The following is a 16941-nucleotide window of genomic DNA, read 5'->3' as shown; positions in this document are numbered from 1 at the left end:
GGACTGGTCTGACACGGGCTGAACCGGCGCGGACCGACGGGATGATTTTTGCATCACCCGCGCCAATCGGACGCCTGTGCAGGTCGATTTTCTACGACAATTTACGACAGTTTTTCAAGCGACCAGCCAATGCCGTGATGCTATTTGATTTGATACAGAAACAAGGAAATATCCATGAAGAAAACCATATCCACATTATGCGCCCTGGCGCTTCTGGTTCCCGTCAGCGCCTATGCGCAGAATCAGAACGACCGGAATGATCATAACGGAAACACGCATGGCCAGAGCACGCAGAATGACAAGAACAGCAACGCGAAAAAGCCTGCCACGCAACAGTCCAGCGCGAAATCCGGCAGCAACAGCAATGCGAGCAACAGCAAGCCGAGCAGCAATAGCAAGGCGCCTGCGGCTCAGCGATCCAGCAATTCCGGGCATAAATTTGCCAAGGGCCAGCGGTTTGAGCGGAGCAAAGCCTCCAATTACCGCCGGCTGGACTATCGCCAGCATCGCCAGCTCTCCGCACCGCCGCGCGGCTATGTCTGGGTGCGTGCGGGCAATGATGCCCTGCTGGTCCGGTTGAGCAACAATCTGATCATGCGGATCGTGGTCGGTATTTACTAAAGCACGATAACGCGTTTGGCGGGGCGCGGGTCCTGGGGCGTCAGTCCATCGGCCCGGGCCCTGCCCCGGCTTGCCGGCTCAGCAGACGGCCGACCGGCAAGGCCATCGTCTGGCATCATCCGGTGCCGAAAAGCCGGGGCGGGCAACAGGTTCGGTGCCGATGTCGACACCCCGATGTCACTGGTCGAACAGCCTGTGAATTTGGTCGAACAGCCATGGCAGGCTGCTTCCCCTGCCCGACACTTGCGGCAAGACTATTTGTCACGGCGGAACAGCGAACGCGCTGCCGCCCCCGGGGAAGGATGATGGAATGAAATATGCAGGTGTCTCGATAGGTCTGCTGCTCTCGGCTCTGATGGTGAGCAGCAATGGCCAGGCTCATGATGACGTTTCCATCCCCGACGGCCCCTATCTCGGACAAACGCCACCGGGGACCACCGCCGAACCCTTCGCGCCCGGCCTTGTTAACACGGAAATATGGGGCGACGCTATCGGCTTTTCCCTCGACATGAATGAATTTTATGTCAGCAGATGGAAACATACGGATGACGCAAGGGAGCCTGAATCTGTTACGTTCAAGAGGACGGACAATGGATGGAACAAGATAGCGGTGCCCGCTGAAATGCAAAGGCCGTTCCACTCGCCAGACGGCAACACCCTGTATTTTGACAGCCAATATAAGGAGCGCACGAGGGACGGATGGTCCGAGATGAAAAGCCTTGGCCCCGCCTTCGAAGCAATACACATCATGAGCCTGAAGTCTTCGGCCAAGGGCATGCTGGTGCTGGACGAGAGAGGCGGGCCGGAGGGTGACGGTATTATTCGCTATTCACGGCTGATCGACGGCAAACGGGAAGACCCGAAGCCGTTCGGCAAGGAAATCAATAGCGGCACATGGAATGCCCACCCGTATATCGCACCGGACGAATCCTATGTCATGTGGGACGGCGAAAGAGAGAGCGGCTTTGGCAGCTCTGACCTCTATATCAGCTTCCGGCAGACAGACGGTTCATGGGGTGAAGCGATCAACCTCGGCGACACGGTCAACACAGCGGCGGAAGAAGGCGGACCACAGGTCACGCCGGACGGGAAATATCTCTTCTTCAACAGAATGGTGTCGCCGACAACCGGCGATGGGGGCCCTCAATCGGACCTGTACTGGATTGATGCGCAGTTAATCGAAACGCTGCGGCCCAAGCCGTAAATTCGATCCAGCGCAGTCCTGGATCGCGGGGCCCAGGCCTCTGCGTTTCAGCCCGCGGCGGCTTCGGCTGTTTCGGGCGGTGTTACGCTGACGATCCGCAATATCCGTTCGGCTCCGCTGCGGTCAGGCCAGGAAATTGTCTCGCCCGCGACCATCCCGATCAGACCGGCGCCGGTCGGGGTGAAAATCGAGATGCGGCCCTTTTCAATATCCGCGTCCCTGGGATAGACCAGTTCCAGCACCCGCCGCGAACCGCTGCGTTCGTCGATAAATTCGACCTTGCTGTTCATCGTCACAATATCGGCCGGTATCGTTTCGGCGCTGTGGAATTGCGCGCGGGCGAGTTCTTCATAAAGCAACTCCGCGACGTTCGGGTTTTTCGCTTCCATCGTCATCGCCAGCGCTTCGATGGCGTCGCCTTCCTGATCGATCATATGGATGACGGGGCGCGTTGCGGCAGATTTTTCGGGCGTTATCTTGTTCATGTCATTGGCTCTTGTTGAATCCGGGAGGCTTCGCACCCTCGTTGATGGTGGTGGTGGCTGCTCCGCCTGTTTCGATTTTGAAGATCCCGGACCTTCCTGCACTCTTGCCTCGCATATCGGAGGCTGATGGTGAAAGCCCGGGTCAGATTCCTGCGGCGAGCTGTCCCGAACGGTGGCGATATCGCCCTAGAGATAGGATCATGACCATGGCTACAATATGATGCTGCCTAGTCGGGAAGTCAATCGGCAGAGCGACCGCCGCCCGGCATGCTCGGGCGCCGAAAAGCTGGGCGGGTGCGGAAATCCGCCTGGAGATATTGCAGAAATCAATCCCGCTGCCCGGCCGTAGCGCCGACGATTCCGAAACCGGCAGCATTGAGGCCGAATACGCCTGCCATTTCCTCGCCGGTCGGACCGTAGAAGCGCAGCTGGATGTTGCCGACATCGGAGCCACTCTGCTGAAGTGCCGTTATAAACGCATTGCGGAATATGCCATTGCCGCCGGCAAGGTCGAACTGACCGAAATCGATCTCGGAATTATCGGCCAGGTCGGTGCCGAGCAAGCGAAGCCAGCCGGAATAGCCCTGGGATGCAAAATCAATCACAAATCGCGAGCTGCCCGTGACATTCAGCTCACGCTTGCCGTCATTGCTGCCCGCCACGCCGCGGGCAACGCCGTTATAGGTCCCTGTGCCGGTGCGCGCGTCGAGGACGCCTTCCGGTGTGTCGAGACCGTATAGGAACCAGTGCTGCGAAAAGTTGAATTGGGCCGCGTCTTCATAGGTGCTGCGATAGACACCGAAACCAGAATAGGTCAGTGCGACCTCGCCCCCGTTTGCAGGCTGGTAAAGCGCCAATTCAAGGGCATCCGCGTCGGCGCTGTTGCGATATATTTCAAATTCCGAACCGGCGGGGCTGATGATATCGGAAGGCCCGAAACGGCCCTGGTCTTCGGAATAGCCGGCAATGCGATAACTTTGATCGGAAGCGCGATAACTGATCTGGCCGTTGGCGGTGCTGCTGTTGCTCACGAAGCCTGGCGAACCATCCTTGTACCGGCGCTGTTGATATTCAAAACTTCCGGTATAGAACAGCTCGTCGGACCGCAATTCATATACCGACAGGTTCTGCCGGGACGCCTCCAGAAACGCCGCAGTAAAGCCGCCAACCACCGAATTGCCCGCTCCATCATCCCCGAAGAACGTACCACCGGCCTCGCCTGCATCAGCGCCGAAGAAAGAGCCGTTCAACAGACCGGAAATAGACGCAATAGATCCATCATAGAGAAACGTGCCGCCAAAGCCGTTGACGGAGGATGAAATATTGCCCGAGGCGCGCAGGGAGAGCGCGCCTGAGCGACCGGCGCCGGTAAACAGATAATTCTCGGACAGATTCGTGTCCATCGCGAAAGTGCCGCGGCCGAAATCGAACACGGTCGTGCCGCTACCCTGAAAGCTCAGCGGTTCGTTTCCGACTTGCGAGGAAAATCCGAAAACATCGGTCCGGAAATCGGCCGATCCTGTCGTCGGGGTCGCGGAAGCCGCGCTTGGAAAGCCGTACACAAAAACATCGAAATCAGTGTCCTGCGCCGTGCCGTCGGATATATTCGATTGCCAGAAACCCAGTGCAACCGAAACCGTCGCCAGATTGGAGCCGTAACCGGTATAGGCGAGTGTCAGAAACTCACTCTGGCCAGCGCCGCCGGTCTGGAAGCGGCGCTCATTCGGATCGTTAGAGATAATCTCGTCGGCCGTGGTAAAAGCGGCATTGCGACCGTCATCGGACGTGAGCGCATAGCTGCCGGTCGACGCATCATAGTCGATCCGTATCCCGCCGGCCGCACTCTGCGAGACCTGCGTCTCGCCAGAGGCAAGATTGAAACGCGCAACCTGCTTGCCTGACGCGACGGTAAATGACTGGTCGGTCGTAAGGTCGGAAATATCTGACGGCGTGGGGGTCGGAGTTGGAGTCGGAGTCGGGGTTGGTGTGGGTGCAGGCGTGGGTGTGGGCGTTGGAGCAGCCGGAGGCGCGCCGATTGTCGGTGTGCCTCCACCGCCACCGCCACATGCAACCAACGCAAAGCTCATCGCTGCAGCAGACACTCTGGTCAAAACCTTACAAGCGCTCATAGTAAAACCCCCTGATTACAAGTCAAAATCCATCTACAGCGCCTATTTTACTGATAAACAAGCGGAGTAATTGTTCACGATAGTTGATTTGTTACGTGCATAACCAGCCGGTAGCAAGGGGGTAAAATTTGCTACGGACACCGGATGACAGGCACCGGAGAGTGCGGCCGCGATACGGGGCGGGCTCTACACCCGCCCCGTTTCATTCACTGACTCAAAGGCCGTCGAGGCCCTTGCTGACCAGGATATTCACCGCAACGCGACGGTTTTGCGCCTTGCCGCTGGCGGTGTCGTTGTTGCCGAGCGGATCGGCTTCGGACATGCCGGTCGGGGTCAGCATGCGATAGGGTTTCCAGCCGCAATTCTGCTGGATATAATTGACCACGCGGCTGGCGCGTTTCTCGCTGAGCTGCTGGTTATATTCATAATCGCCGGTTGAATCGGTATAGCCGACGACCAGGATCAGGGCGTTGTTCATTTCGTCGGCTGCCTCTGCGGTCGCGCACAGATCGGCCTTGCCGCGAGCGGACAGCACCGCCTTGCCAGTGTCAAAGTGGACATTGGTCGTGCCCTTGACATTATATTGATCGATATCGCCGACGCGGCTGCGCAACGCCTCGGTCGCCGCCGTCTGTTCGGCGAAGCCCTGGGCGGTGCCGTTGTGGATCATATTGGCGGTCTTGAGGTCGCTGTTGCGGAGGCTGATCTTGCTCGCGACCAGTTCGCTGCCGACCTGAACGGTGTCGACGCTGACCGGCAGGCCGTTGAGCAGCGCATCGGCTGCGAGCGCCTTGCGCCCCAAACCGAGCAGGCCCTTGCTCGCTTTTATCTCGGTGGTATCGGTGAAAGCGATGATCGTCCTGGAGCCATCGTTGCCGGTGACCTGCAGACGGTCGGCGCTGCGCGCCGAGATAATGCCTTCAACCTCTGGCCCTTCGGGCGCTTGGGACAGGTCGATGGCGAGATCAGCCGCTTGCGCTTCCTGCTGTCCCGACACGATGATATCTTCTCTTGCATCCTGCTGTGCAGATACGCTGGCCGGCGCCAATATGGCCGACGTGGCGAGCAGGAAACCTGCCCGTTTTATGTTGGAAATCTTGCTCATCATTCTACTCCTTCAGTCTGAATTATCGGTTCTGCCGGTTCGCGACATGGCGTCCGGCCGGACCTGTGATGATGTGCCGCCAGTCAGTCTCCCTTTCGGTTTACGGCACAATATGGGGCGGCTTTCGGGCCGCCGGTGAACATGTGGATTGCCCGACTGGTCGGGTGACCCTGTCTCGCGGATGAACATGGCCGCCCTCCCCGCCGGTTCTGCGGACAGCCCGAGCGGGCCGTGCGGCGAGCCGATGTCGGCTGTGCCGTAAAGGCGCAAGATAATCGGTTGCTGCCCCCTCGCCATTGTTCTTGACCAAGTACCTCAAGTTTAGCTAGTCAGTTAAATTGCACGGATGGCTGACCATCTGGCAAGTTTTAGGAGACGGGTGATGCGCAGGCTGGGATTTTTATTGGCTCCTCTATTGCTGGTGGCTTGCCAAAGCCAGACCAGCGATCCCGCGGCGACCGACGCGGTCGTCAACGCGGATTGGGACAATATCGGCTTTGACGCCAAGGAACAGCGGCATAGCCCGCTAACCCAGATCAACGACAGCAATGTCGCTGAACTCGGCATTGCCTGGTTCAAGGACCTGCCCGATGCCCGTGGCCAGGAAGCGACGCCGGTCGTCGTCGACGGCAAGCTCTATATCTCCACCGCATGGTCGAAGGTCTTTGCCTATGACGCGAAGACCGGCGAGGAACTCTGGTCCTATGATCCCGGTGTGGCTGGCGAAAAAGCGGTCGATGCCTGCTGCGATGTCGTCAATCGCGGTGTTGCGATCAACCGCGGCAAGCTGTTTTTCGGGACCATCGACGGCCGGCTGATCGCGCTCGACGCAAATACCGGCGCGCGGCTCTGGGAAACCCAGACCACCGATAACAGCAAGCCCTATACGATCACCGGCGCCCCGCGGGTGGTCAAGAATATGGTGATCATCGGCAATGGCGGCGCAGAATTTGGCGTGCGCGGCTATGTCTCGGCCTATAATGTCCGCGACGGATTGCTGAAATGGCGCTTCTACACCGTGCCCAATCCGAAGGGCGAAGCCGATGGCGCGGCGAGCGACGAAATTTTTGCCAAAGCGGCGGCCCAGACCTGGGGCGATGGCGAATGGAAAGTCTCCGGCGGCGGCGGCACGGTCTGGGACAGCATCGTCTATGATGAAGATCTCGACCAGCTCTACTTTGGCGTCGGCAACGGCAACCCGTGGAATCACGGGCTGCGTTCGGGCGGCGAAGGCGACAATCTGTTCCTTTCCTCGATCGTCGCGGTCAATCCGGACACCGGCAAATATCTCTGGCACTATCAGGAAACACCCGCAGAGACCTGGGACTATACCGCGACCCAGCATATCATTCAGGCCGAGCTGCCGATCGACGGCAAGATGCGCAAGGTTCTCTACCACGCTCCGAAAAACGGCTTCTTCTTTGTCATCGACCGCCTCGACGGCACGCTGATCAGCGCCGAGCCTTTTGTTGACGGAATCAACTGGGCAGAAGGCTATGATCTGACCACCGGTCGGCCGATCGAAAATCCGGCCTCCCGCTTCTACAAGACCAAGGAGCCATTTGTCGCGATCCCCGGCGCACTGGGCGCGCATAACTGGCATCCGATGAGCTATAATCCGAAGACCGGCCTCGTCTATATTCCTGCCCAGCAAATCCCGCAGGGCTATGAAGTGCCGGTTTCCGAGATTGACAAGAAACGCGAACGGCTCGGCTTCAATGTCGGCATCGGCTGGTCGATCGGCCAGTTGCCCGACGACAAGGATGTCTACAAGGCGGCGATCGCCGCAACCACCGGGCGACTGGTGGCTTTCAATCCGAAGACAGGCAAGGTCGAATGGGGCGTCGATTATCCGGCGGCCTGGAATGGCGGCACGATGACCACTGCGGGCAATCTGGTTTTCCAGGGCACCAGCACCGGCTTTTTCAAAGCCTATTCGGCGGACAAGGGCGCGGAATTGCTGAGTCTGCCGATGCAGTCGGGTATCGTCAGCGCGCCTTCGACCTATATGATCGACGGCGAACAATATGTCGCTTTCCTGACCAGCAAGGGCGGTGCCTTCCCGCTGGTCGCCGGTGTCGCCGGTGGCGTGACGCGCCAGCTACCCAATATCCCGCGGCTGGTTGTGCTGAAACTTGGCGGCAAGGCCGAATTGCCGGCGCTGCCCGAAAAAGGTGAAGTGGTCTGGGATCCGCCGGTACAGACCGGGACCCCGGAACAGATTGCTGCCGGCAAAGGCCTCTACGGGCGCAACTGCCTGGTCTGTCATGGCGACAGCGCGATCGGCAACGGCTTCACACCTGACCTGCGGGTCAGCGGCGTGCTGCCGGACACCGAGGCATGGGCGTCGGTCGTGATGGGCGGTGCATTGAAACAGCATGGCATGGTCGGCTTCGGATCGCAGCTGAAAGACGCGCAGGTGGAAAATATCCGCCATTATGTCGTCAACCGGTCGATCTGGACCAAGAAAAACCTGCCCGAGATGACGGCGCCGACACCGCGCTAAAAGCGTCTCTATCCAAGGCAAAATACACCTGCCCAAAAAATGGACATTTGCCTCCGCAAATGCCTGTTTTTTGGGCAGCATTGTCAGCGGTCCGAATAGCCTATAGCAATGCACTAACGCATATCAGCGATTCTGCAGACGAATCGATTCTGGCATGGTAATTGAATAGTATCGGGCAATAGTGCCCGGACGAGGCGCTTTTCTCCTGCGCAGGAGGAGGTGCCGAGCAAGTGGTATACGGGGACGTATTAAAATGAAAAAGATCGAAGCCATCATCAAGCCCTTCAAACTGGACGAAGTCAAAGAAGCGCTGCACGAAGTCGGCGTTTCCGGGATCACCGTGACCGAAGCCAAGGGCTTTGGCCGGCAGAAAGGCCATACCGAGCTGTATCGCGGCGCGGAATATGTTGTCGATTTTCTGCCCAAGGTGAAGCTTGAAGTCGTAGTCGAGGACAGTCTTGCCGACCGCACGGTCGAAGCGATTGCCGCAGCCGCCCAGACCGGTCGCATCGGCGACGGCAAGATTTTCGTCATTCCAGTCGAATCGGCGCTGCGCATCCGCACCGGCGAACGCGACAACGACGCCATTTAATTTTCTATTCACACAACCCAAACACACCACAATCAAGGGACTAAAAAATGGGCAATACAGCATCCGATATTGTTAAAATGATCAAGGAACACGAGATCGAATGGGTCGATGTCCGGTTCACCGATCCACGCGGCAAATGGCATCATCTGTCGATGTGCGGCCATATCATCGATGAAGATATGCTCGAAGAAGGCTTCATGTTCGACGGCTCGTCGATCGGCGGCTGGAAAGTGATCAACGAATCCGACATGATCCTGCGCCCTGACCTCGACGCCATGTATATGGACCCGTTCTCGGCAACCCCGATGATGATCCTGATCTGCAACATTGTCGAACCAGGCGACGGATCACTCTACCGCCGCGACCCGCGTTCCACCGCTGTCCGCGCTGAAGCCTATCTCAAGTCCACCGGTATCGGCGACACCGTCTATGTCGGGACAGAACCCGAATTCTTCATGTTCGACGATGTGAAATTCGAAACCGGCTATGACCGTTCGGGCTTCAAGATCGACGATGTCGAGCTGCCGACCAACAGCGGCCGCGACTATGACGTCGGCAACATGGGCCATCGTCCCGCCGTCAAGGGCGGCTATTTCCCGGTTGCTCCCGTAGACAGCGCCGTCGACATCCGCGGCGAAATGGTCGCGACGATGATCGAAATGGGCCTGCCGATGGACAAACACCATCATGAAGTCGCCGCTTGCCAGCACGAGCTGGGCATGACCTTTGGTACGCTAACCGAAACCTCGGACCGCGTGCAGGTTTACAAATATGTCGTGCAGCAGGTTGCCCATGCCTATGGCAAGACCGCAACCTTCATGCCGAAGCCAATCAAGGACGATAACGGCAGCGGCATGCACACCCATATGTCGATCTGGAAAGACGGCAAGCCACTGTTCGCCGGTAATGAATATGCGGGCCTCTCGGAAATGTGCCTCCACTATATCGGCGGCGTGATCAAACATGCCAAGGCGGTCAACGCTTTCTCGAATCCGACCACCAACAGCTACAAGCGTCTGGTTCCCGGTTTTGAAGCACCGGTGCTGCTCGCTTATTCGAGCCGCAACCGTAGCGCATCCTGCCGGATCCCTTATGGTGCCGGTGACAAGGCGAAGCGCGTAGAATTCCGCTTCCCCGATCCACTCGCCAACCCCTATCTCTCGGCAGCAGCCTTGCTGATGGCGGGTCTCGACGGGATCGAGAACAAGATCCACCCGGGCGAAGCCATGGACAAGAATCTCTATGATCTGCCACCGGCAGAGCTGGCCGAAGTGCCGACCGTTTGCGGTTCGCTCCGCGAAGCGCTGGAAGCTCTCGAAGCCGATCACGAGTTCCTGCTCAAGGGCGATGTGTTCTCGAAAGACCAGATCGATGCCTATGCCGCACTGAAATGGGAAGAAGTCAGCCGCCTCGAAACCACCCCGAGCCCGGTCGAATATGAAATGTATTATTCGAGCTGATCCTTGAGGTCAGATTCAAAACAACAAGCCCGGGGCAAGCAATTGCTCCGGGCTTTTTTGTGGTTGATGGGTGCTGGTGGGGTCTACTGCTTCACCCTGAATGCGGACCTTCGTTTTGAACGTTCTGGACGGCGGTAAGTGGGTGGTTTGCTGACCGTCTGCTTTCGGATGCCGAAGGCGCAAAGTGGACTAACCATTTAGTTGCAAAAGCGCTGCCGCAAGCCAAGTGGCAAGACAGCGCTTGAGACATATTTCAAACGATGGAGAGCATGGGCTAAGGGCGGATTGGGTGAGCGGAAATTAGATTGTGACCCGTGGTTGGATAATATATCCCCACCCCCAAGCCATTACGCCTATCTATAGCGCCTCAGGATAGTACTCTCCTGTGGTGCCCGGCGTTCCAGTCGATGTCTCTTAACTCGGTCCAAAAACGCTGATTTCAGTTTGGAAAGTTGTCTTACCCTCTGTGTCTGTATCGACGTCTAACAATATCAGTCGCGGCTTTTCGTAGTTCCTTTTTTTAGGCGTGGTTAGTTTTGACGGGGTGTGGGCTGAGGTCTTACGCATTAATCCACTCCTTTTGCCTTATTTTGTCGGTTTGAAAAATCCATTTCTAGTGAAGTTTTGGGTATGTGAATTGGGGATTAAAGTCAATGTGTCGATGTGGAGACATAGGGTGCAGAGAGGCTAGAAAGGCGGTTTTCGGATTTTAGTAATCCCCGTGGGTATGACCGCAAGTGGGGCGTGTGCCGACCGGCAGCTATTCCATCCACCCCGATGCTCACTCTCTGGCGACCGAGGGCGGGGATGCTCGAAAGCTGCCGGTGATCGGTTCGGCTGGTTGTCGCGAGAGACTGCACGTTTTCAACGCCGAGCGGAGATGCCAGTGCACAACAAGCCCTGCCGGATTTATCCAGCCGGGAGTGGAAGTGAACTTTGACCGGGTCCCGCCTGAAATGCCAGTGCCAAAGCCGGGCTCGCTATCTCAGCGCGGCACCGCCGAGTATGACAATTCCGCCGGTGTCGCCGACGTCACAGCGGATGCTTGATATAATGGTTGCCGGCAACGCCTCTACCAGAGCATCAATAGCGGCCGTGCATTTGCCGCCTGCTTCCGAGACATCATAACCAGAAGACGGCAGGCCTGACCGGATGCTCTCGATATCATCGTAAAACTGGCTCAATATTTTTTCGTCAGCAGAACGGTCCGGTCCGGTTTCATCCGCCAGAACCGGACCTGTCGCAAACGCCAGCGCTGCCAGAGATGCTGCACATGTTCTAACTAGTTTGCTCATAATATTGTTCCTCAAAGCCATTCACTTGGTCACGGCAGGACGGGCGTCTTTCTCCGAAACCTCAATCAGCAAAGACCCTGATGATATTCTCGTCGCCGCCGCTGACGACCACGTCGCCATCGGGACTGAACGAGACCGAGCGAAGCGGCTTGGCCGATTTGAAGTTCGATAGCTGCTGGCCCGAATTGCCGTCCCACAAAACCAGCGAGCCATCTTCATGCACGCTGGCAAGACGCGTGCCCGCTTTGTTGATGACGACATCGTTGACGCTGCTGGTGTAGCCGGAAAATTTGAAGACCTGCTGGGCGGTGGCGATGTTCCACGCGCTGATTGTCCCTTCACCATTACCGGTGATCAAATGAACGCCGTCGGGACTGAAAATCGCCTGCTTGGTTCCGCCGACGATATTGGTCTGAATCGTCTGAACCAGCTGCCCGCTACGCGTATCATAGAGATTGACCGCCTGCGTCGAACCATTGTCGCTCGCAACGCGGCTGCCGTCGGGACTGAAGGCAACGGAACCGTTCACACCGTTGATGAACAGCAATTGCGCGCCGCTATTGGCATCCCAGAGTTGCAAGGTTCTGGCTCCGGTGGTCTGATTGAAACAGGCAGCGGCAATCCGCGCACCTTGTGGGTCATAAGCAACTGAACCGCAAAATGCCGAAGGCGGGTTTTGCAGAACCAGGGCCACGGCGCCGGTCGACGCATCCCAGACGTTGACCGTGGCTTGCGCGACGTTGCCACTCTGGCGGCTGCCGGTGACGATCCGACGGCTATCCGGACTGAACGCGGTGGCGAGCAGCAAATCACCCCTGCCCTGCAGGGAAACCGACACAACGCCAACCGGTGCCGAACCGGATGTATCCCAGATCGTGAGCTTGTTGTCCCAGCCGCCACTCACCATCCGCCGGCCGTCAGGGCTCAGCGAGATTGTCTGGGTGTCGGCAATGAATGTCATCTTGTTCGACAGCCGGCTGATTGTACCGGATGGCGGTGCGGGCTGTTGAACCTGCGGCGGCTGCCACTGCGGTTGTTGCACCGGTGGCTGCTGTACCTGTGGCCGCTGCCATTGCGGTTTTGGAACAGGTGGCTGTTGTACTGGAAAACGTTGCTGTACCGGTGCCGGGCGCGGTTGTGGCGCTATCGGCTGCTGCACCTGCGCCCGTTGCGGAATGACCACGCCGACCAGATCCTGGAACCAGAACATCTGCGCTTTCATGCCGTTACATTGCGACTGCACAAGACCGATATTCGCATCCACCGAGCCATTGGGTACGTTGAGGCACTTGCCGCTATGGCTCGCCACGATATTGTAGAAATCATTGCCGACCGCAACCAGCGAGAAGTTCTGACTGGCCGCGCCATTGCAGGAATTCTGGCCGAGAGCGGCATTGTCCGCCATCGATCCGTTCAGAATCGTCAGACATTTGCCGCTGGCGCTGGCCTTGACGCTATAATATCCGTTTGCCGCTGTCACCACAGCAAAGCCCTGCTCCGGAGATCCGTCACAGGGATATTGGTTGATCGGAACATTGTCACGCTGGTCACCGTTCGGCAAGTCGACGCATTGCGTGCTGTGACCGATGACGATCTGTCCGGACGATGCCAGAGGGGACTGTGCCGACGCACTGTCCACAGCGGGCAGGCCAACGAGAATGGTACATAGAGCGGTTGCACCGCTCAAGCCCAAGAGACGTGGACCAAGGCCATTCGGACCACGAGACGCAGACCGTTTGTTGCGAACCAGTTTCATATCATTCCCCCGGCCCGCATTATTGTTCTTGCCAATGACCGGCCCGAGCAAAGCGGTCATTTTTCACAAAACCTGAGGAAAAGGGGGGAGAATATACTCCGCCATGAGCTGCAGGAGCGCATCCCGCTTATCAACAGCCTCATGCTGTATTGTAAAGCACTAAAATAAAAGGAAGTTTTTAGACGGGAGCGCGGATGGCTATCCAGGCCTTCCCTCTTTTGCAAGATCGACTGGCCTTCTGCTCCGAGGTGACATCGGCATCCGTCATGAATGGCGTATATTTCTGGTCGCACCTTATCGTGCTTTTTGCGTCCCTCACGAACGTGCCTCGATAATCCCTGCTCACCCGCAGTTGGCGCTTGCCGGCCCAGCGTCGAGATGCTCGAACGTCCCTCGATATATCGTCCCGCCGTTCAACGCCCCATCGCAATCCTCATAATTCTTCCACAATTCGGATCAATGACGCGTGCTGAATCCCCCATTCAACACGACATCAGGATTGATCCCATTATGCGTATTATCAGGAATACGACTTGTGCTTTTGCCATTGCAACATCGTTGGCCAGCGTTCCCGCTTATGCCGACACAACCATAAACAGCGAAACGAACGACCCGATATTGACGTCGATAGAAGGCGATATCATCATAACCGACGGTGGCATTATCGCGATTGACTCGGGCGTGGGTATCACCGTGGATAGCGACAATGACGTCACCATCGAAGGACTGGATGAAGACGATTCATCGGTCGTTGTGGGCGAAATCAACGTCGGAGACGCCGATGATGCGATAGGCATTCTGGTCCAGACCGGTACCAACGCCAATATCTCGAATGTCGGAACGATCACGGTACTGGAAGATTTCGTATCCGAAGATGAAGATGCAAACGCTATTGCCGACGGCCCGATTGCCTCTGCCAGCAACCGTTATGGCATCTATGTCGCTGGCGGCGGAACCGCGAGCGGATCGCTGGACAACAGCGGCATCATCACCGTGGAAGGCTTGAATTCCGGCGGCATAGTCGTCGATTCAGACTATGATGGTTCGATTATCAACACCGGCACGATCACCGTCGTCGGCGATAATGGCTATGGCATCAAGGTGAACGACGTTTCGGAGGATGTTACCGTTCGCGGAAACGTTCAGGTCGTGGGCGAAGGGTCTGTGGCATTTTCTTCACAGGGAGATATTGACGGGGCGCTGACCTTTCAGGGCACGGTTCGACAATTGAGCAGCTATACAAACGACGATGGCGTGACGACGGCACTTTCCCGGACGGATCTGAGGTCTGGAGCCGCGGCCGTCGAGATTGCCGGTAATGTTGGTGGCGGGATATTGGTCGCAGTCGCGCCCGATGATGATGATGACGACAATGACGACGAGGATAATGACGGCATCGAAGACACGCTGGAAGGGACCGGTTACATCGCGTCCACCGGCAATGGTCCGGCGATGTTGGTCGGCGGCGCCAGTGATAGCGTTATCGGGACCGTCGCTGACAATGCTGACGGCTATTCCCTGGTGATCGACGGGTCGATTGTCAGCGCGGCAAATTACAGTTCCACCGATTCCTTCGGCCTTGTCATTGGCGGACAAGGCGGCGGGGTTGACGTCACCGGCGGCATCGAACTGGGCGGAACGCTAAAGGCTACAAGTTACGATTCGGCCGCAACCGCGCTTCTGATCAATGAAGGCTCTACCGTTGATCGTATAGCCGTTTCCGGCTCCCTGTCGGCAACGCTCACTTCTACAGGAGAAGGGGAGGTCTATGCGATCAGGGACTTGTCCGGATCGCTGACATCGATCGAAAACTCCGGTTTCATAACGACTTCTGCGTCCAGCGAAGACATTCAGCAAGCGATCGCCGCATCAAGCAACACAACCGGCCTGACGATCACGCAGTATCTCAACGACGAGGATGCCGAAACCAAAGCGGATATCGAAGCGGCACTCGACGACGGCGAAACGGACGAGACAATTTATACCGCGATCATAGGCGATATCGTGACCGGATCGGGGAATGACCTGATCAGGGCCAGCTCCGGTGTGATTATCGGCGACACCTATTTTAACGCGGGCAATGATACGCTCACCCTGTCGGACGATGCAGCCTATACAGGCGACGTATATTTCGGCACGGGCACCGGGCTGATGACATTATCCGACGAAGCCACTTTTGTCGGCGATGTTGACGGAGCCGGTCAATCGGTTCTGGTGACCTTGAATGACAGTGCCGTCTATACCGGGACCGTCCAGAACGGAGCCGGGGTATCTGTTCTCGTCAATGGCGGAACATTCGGTATCGGCGACAGCAAGACGTCCACATTCGACAGCCTGACCGTGGGCTCCGACGGTACGCTTGATGTCTATATTGACGGCGAAGACGGCACCAGTTCGTTATATGAAGTGAACAGCGCGACATTTGAAAGCGGCGCGAAAATTGCCACAACAATTTCCTCGCTCGAAAATGCCGACGGAACCTATGTCGTGTTGACCGCAGACGAGATTAACGGCACCCCCGACTTCAATTCCGCGACAACAGAACTGCCTTTCATCTTCGCTGGCGAGACCAGCCTGTCGGGCAATGATCTGGTTCTGGAAATTCGCCGGAAAGAAGCGGAAGAACTGGGACTGACCGGCACCGGAACGTCGGCATATGACGCGATCCTCACCGCCAGTGCGACGGACGACACGCTAGCGACAAGCTTTCTGCAAATCGAGGATGGCGCGACATTGCAGGCCCAGGTGGATCAGTTTTTACCGGACCATAACGGCGGCATCTTTGACTTTGCTACCCGCGGATCACGGCTGGCCGCTCTGCATATCATGGATGATTCCTCAATCTACGACGTAAGCAATGTTGGCGGATGGATTGAGCCGATTTACTGGGGAAGTGATAAAGATGCTGGCAATGCCGCTTCCTATAAGACCAGCGGCTGGGGCGTATCCATGGGTCTCGAACGTTGGTCGAAAATAGGCAATCTCGGGCTGTCCTATGCTTATACCAGCGGCAATATCGAAAATAACGGCGGTACCGGCATCGTTGACGCATCGCAGCATGAGCTTGGTGCGTTCTGGAGGATGGATAGCGGTCCGCTTTATGCCTTTGGTCGGATATCCGCTTCCTATCTTTCACTATCCAGCACGCGCACGTTAACTGCGACCGCAGATGATACCGAATATACCGGCACCACAACGGGTGACTGGAACGGCTGGATGGTTTCCGGCGCCAGCGGTGTTTCCTATGATCTGGATGTCGGAAACCGTCTGACCTTCCGCCCCAAGGCCACGCTCGACTATTATCGTTTGCACGAAAGTGGCTATGACGAAACCGGCGGTGGCGATGCATTGAACCTCTATGTCGACGGTCGCACCAGTGACTCGGTAACAGCGTCCACGACAGTGGCTGCCGTCTATCGACTGGGCCGTAAACGGAAAGATTCCACGCCATTGACGTTTGAACTGGAAGGGGGACGCCGGCACAATTTGGCGGGATCACTCGGCACAACCACAGCCAGTTTCCTCGATGGCGAGGATTTCACACTGACTCCGGACGGTCTCGACAGCAGCTGGCTGGGCGAAGCCCGCATATTGGCCGGCGGGATGGACTTTACCTGGCAGCTGTCCGCCAGGGCCGAAAAAACCGCGGAGAACGTCGGCTATTCCGCCCGCGCCTCACTGAGCCTGGCATTTTAGGACCGGTGGCGTAGCATTCCTCTGACCTTGCCGTTGTGAATTCATGATCCCGGACGCCCGCTATTGCGTGATGCTTGTTTCTGCCTGATCAT

Annotated in this window: 12 protein-coding genes; 6 read left to right on the top strand and 6 right to left on the bottom strand. The window is 57.3% G+C overall.

Going from position 1 to position 16941, the window contains the following annotated elements; translation table 11 throughout:
* Window positions 1-174: 174 nt before the first annotated feature.
* Window positions 175-621, top strand: coding sequence for an RcnB family protein (locus ACWFTY_RS05895; RefSeq protein WP_447526438.1), 447 nt, complete (start codon window positions 175-177; stop codon window positions 619-621).
* A 310-nt stretch (window positions 622-931) separates the two neighbouring features.
* Complete coding sequence (locus ACWFTY_RS05890) at window positions 932-1825, top strand: hypothetical protein (protein ID WP_447526437.1); 894 nt, start codon at window positions 932-934, stop codon at window positions 1823-1825.
* Between the two features lie 47 nt (window positions 1826-1872).
* Here ACWFTY_RS05890 and rnk read toward each other — a convergent pair whose 3' ends face one another.
* The 4 genes from rnk to ACWFTY_RS05870 all read right to left on the bottom strand — a co-directional run bounded on the left by rnk (window position 1873) and on the right by ACWFTY_RS05870 (window position 5841).
* On the bottom strand, window positions 1873-2310 hold the full coding sequence (rnk, locus tag ACWFTY_RS05885; RefSeq protein WP_447526436.1) for a nucleoside diphosphate kinase regulator: 438 nt from the start codon (window positions 2308-2310) through the stop codon (window positions 1873-1875).
* Window positions 2311-2636: 326 nt separating this feature from the next.
* Entirely contained in the window at window positions 2637-4439 is a 1803-nt protein-coding gene (locus ACWFTY_RS05880; protein ID WP_447526435.1) for a transferrin-binding protein-like solute binding protein, read from the bottom strand.
* Window positions 4440-4653: 214 nt separating this feature from the next.
* On the bottom strand, window positions 4654-5544 hold the full coding sequence (locus ACWFTY_RS05875; protein WP_447526851.1) for an OmpA family protein: 891 nt from the start codon (window positions 5542-5544) through the stop codon (window positions 4654-4656).
* A gap of 12 nt (window positions 5545-5556) precedes the next feature.
* The gene (locus tag ACWFTY_RS05870; protein WP_447526434.1) at window positions 5557-5841 is read right to left on the bottom strand and encodes a hypothetical protein; all 285 of its coding nucleotides are present in this window, start codon (window positions 5839-5841) and stop codon (window positions 5557-5559) included.
* Window positions 5842-5890: 49 nt separating this feature from the next.
* Between ACWFTY_RS05870 and ACWFTY_RS05865 the strand changes: the two genes are divergently transcribed.
* The 3 genes from ACWFTY_RS05865 (at window position 5891) to glnA (ending at window position 10102) form a co-directional block, all read left to right on the top strand.
* Window positions 5891-8050 carry a PQQ-dependent dehydrogenase, methanol/ethanol family gene (locus ACWFTY_RS05865; RefSeq protein ID WP_447526433.1) on the top strand — a complete coding sequence of 720 codons (2160 nt, stop codon included), beginning with the start codon at window positions 5891-5893 and terminating at the stop codon, window positions 8048-8050.
* A gap of 253 nt (window positions 8051-8303) precedes the next feature.
* Window positions 8304-8642, top strand: a complete 339-nt coding sequence (locus ACWFTY_RS05860; protein WP_067198215.1) for a P-II family nitrogen regulator — start codon at window positions 8304-8306, stop codon at window positions 8640-8642.
* A 47-nt stretch (window positions 8643-8689) separates the two neighbouring features.
* Entirely contained in the window at window positions 8690-10102 is a 1413-nt protein-coding gene (gene glnA / locus ACWFTY_RS05855) for a type I glutamate--ammonia ligase (protein WP_447526432.1), read from the top strand.
* 980 nt (window positions 10103-11082) lie between these two features.
* On the opposite strand, the gene ACWFTY_RS05850 is transcribed toward glnA, so the two are convergent.
* Window positions 11083-11397, bottom strand: coding sequence for a hypothetical protein (locus ACWFTY_RS05850; RefSeq protein ID WP_447526431.1), 315 nt, complete (start codon window positions 11395-11397; stop codon window positions 11083-11085).
* Between the two features lie 61 nt (window positions 11398-11458).
* Window positions 11459-13213, bottom strand: a complete 1755-nt coding sequence (locus ACWFTY_RS05845) for an RICIN domain-containing protein (RefSeq protein ID WP_447526430.1) — start codon at window positions 13211-13213, stop codon at window positions 11459-11461.
* A 450-nt stretch (window positions 13214-13663) separates the two neighbouring features.
* On the opposite strand from ACWFTY_RS05845, the gene ACWFTY_RS05840 reads away from it, so the two are divergent.
* Window positions 13664-16849: an autotransporter domain-containing protein gene (locus ACWFTY_RS05840; RefSeq protein WP_447526429.1), complete on the top strand. Its 3186-nt coding sequence runs from the start codon at window positions 13664-13666 to the stop codon at window positions 16847-16849.
* The last annotated feature ends 92 nt before the right edge of the window (window positions 16850-16941 follow it).

The sequence above is a fragment of the Parasphingorhabdus sp. NYA22 genome (genome assembly GCF_976973735.1).
This window is presented reverse-complemented; position numbering and strand designations above follow the sequence as displayed.

Bases quoted from the DNA above. Each gene is read 5' to 3' on its own strand.
- ACWFTY_RS05850 (WP_447526431.1), bottom strand. From the start codon at position 11,397: ATGAGCAAACTAGTTAGAACATGTGCAGCATCTCTGGCAGCGCTGGCG.
- ACWFTY_RS05880 (WP_447526435.1), bottom strand. From the start codon at position 4,439: ATGAGCGCTTGTAAGGTTTTGACCAGAGTGTCTGCTGCAGCGATGAGC.
- ACWFTY_RS05895 (WP_447526438.1), top strand. From the start codon at position 175: ATGAAGAAAACCATATCCACATTATGCGCCCTGGCGCTTCTGGTTCCC.
- glnA (WP_447526432.1), top strand. From the start codon at position 8,690: ATGGGCAATACAGCATCCGATATTGTTAAAATGATCAAGGAACACGAG.
- ACWFTY_RS05845 (WP_447526430.1), bottom strand. From the start codon at position 13,213: ATGACCGCTTTGCTCGGGCCGGTCATTGGCAAGAACAATAATGCGGGC.
- ACWFTY_RS05870 (WP_447526434.1), bottom strand. From the start codon at position 5,841: ATGGCGAGGGGGCAGCAACCGATTATCTTGCGCCTTTACGGCACAGCC.
- ACWFTY_RS05875 (WP_447526851.1), bottom strand. From the start codon at position 5,544: ATGAGCAAGATTTCCAACATAAAACGGGCAGGTTTCCTGCTCGCCACG.
- rnk (WP_447526436.1), bottom strand. From the start codon at position 2,310: ATGAACAAGATAACGCCCGAAAAATCTGCCGCAACGCGCCCCGTCATC.
- ACWFTY_RS05890 (WP_447526437.1), top strand. From the start codon at position 932: ATGAAATATGCAGGTGTCTCGATAGGTCTGCTGCTCTCGGCTCTGATG.
- ACWFTY_RS05840 (WP_447526429.1), top strand. From the start codon at position 13,664: ATGCGTATTATCAGGAATACGACTTGTGCTTTTGCCATTGCAACATCG.
- ACWFTY_RS05865 (WP_447526433.1), top strand. From the start codon at position 5,891: ATGGCTGACCATCTGGCAAGTTTTAGGAGACGGGTGATGCGCAGGCTG.
- ACWFTY_RS05860 (WP_067198215.1), top strand. From the start codon at position 8,304: ATGAAAAAGATCGAAGCCATCATCAAGCCCTTCAAACTGGACGAAGTC.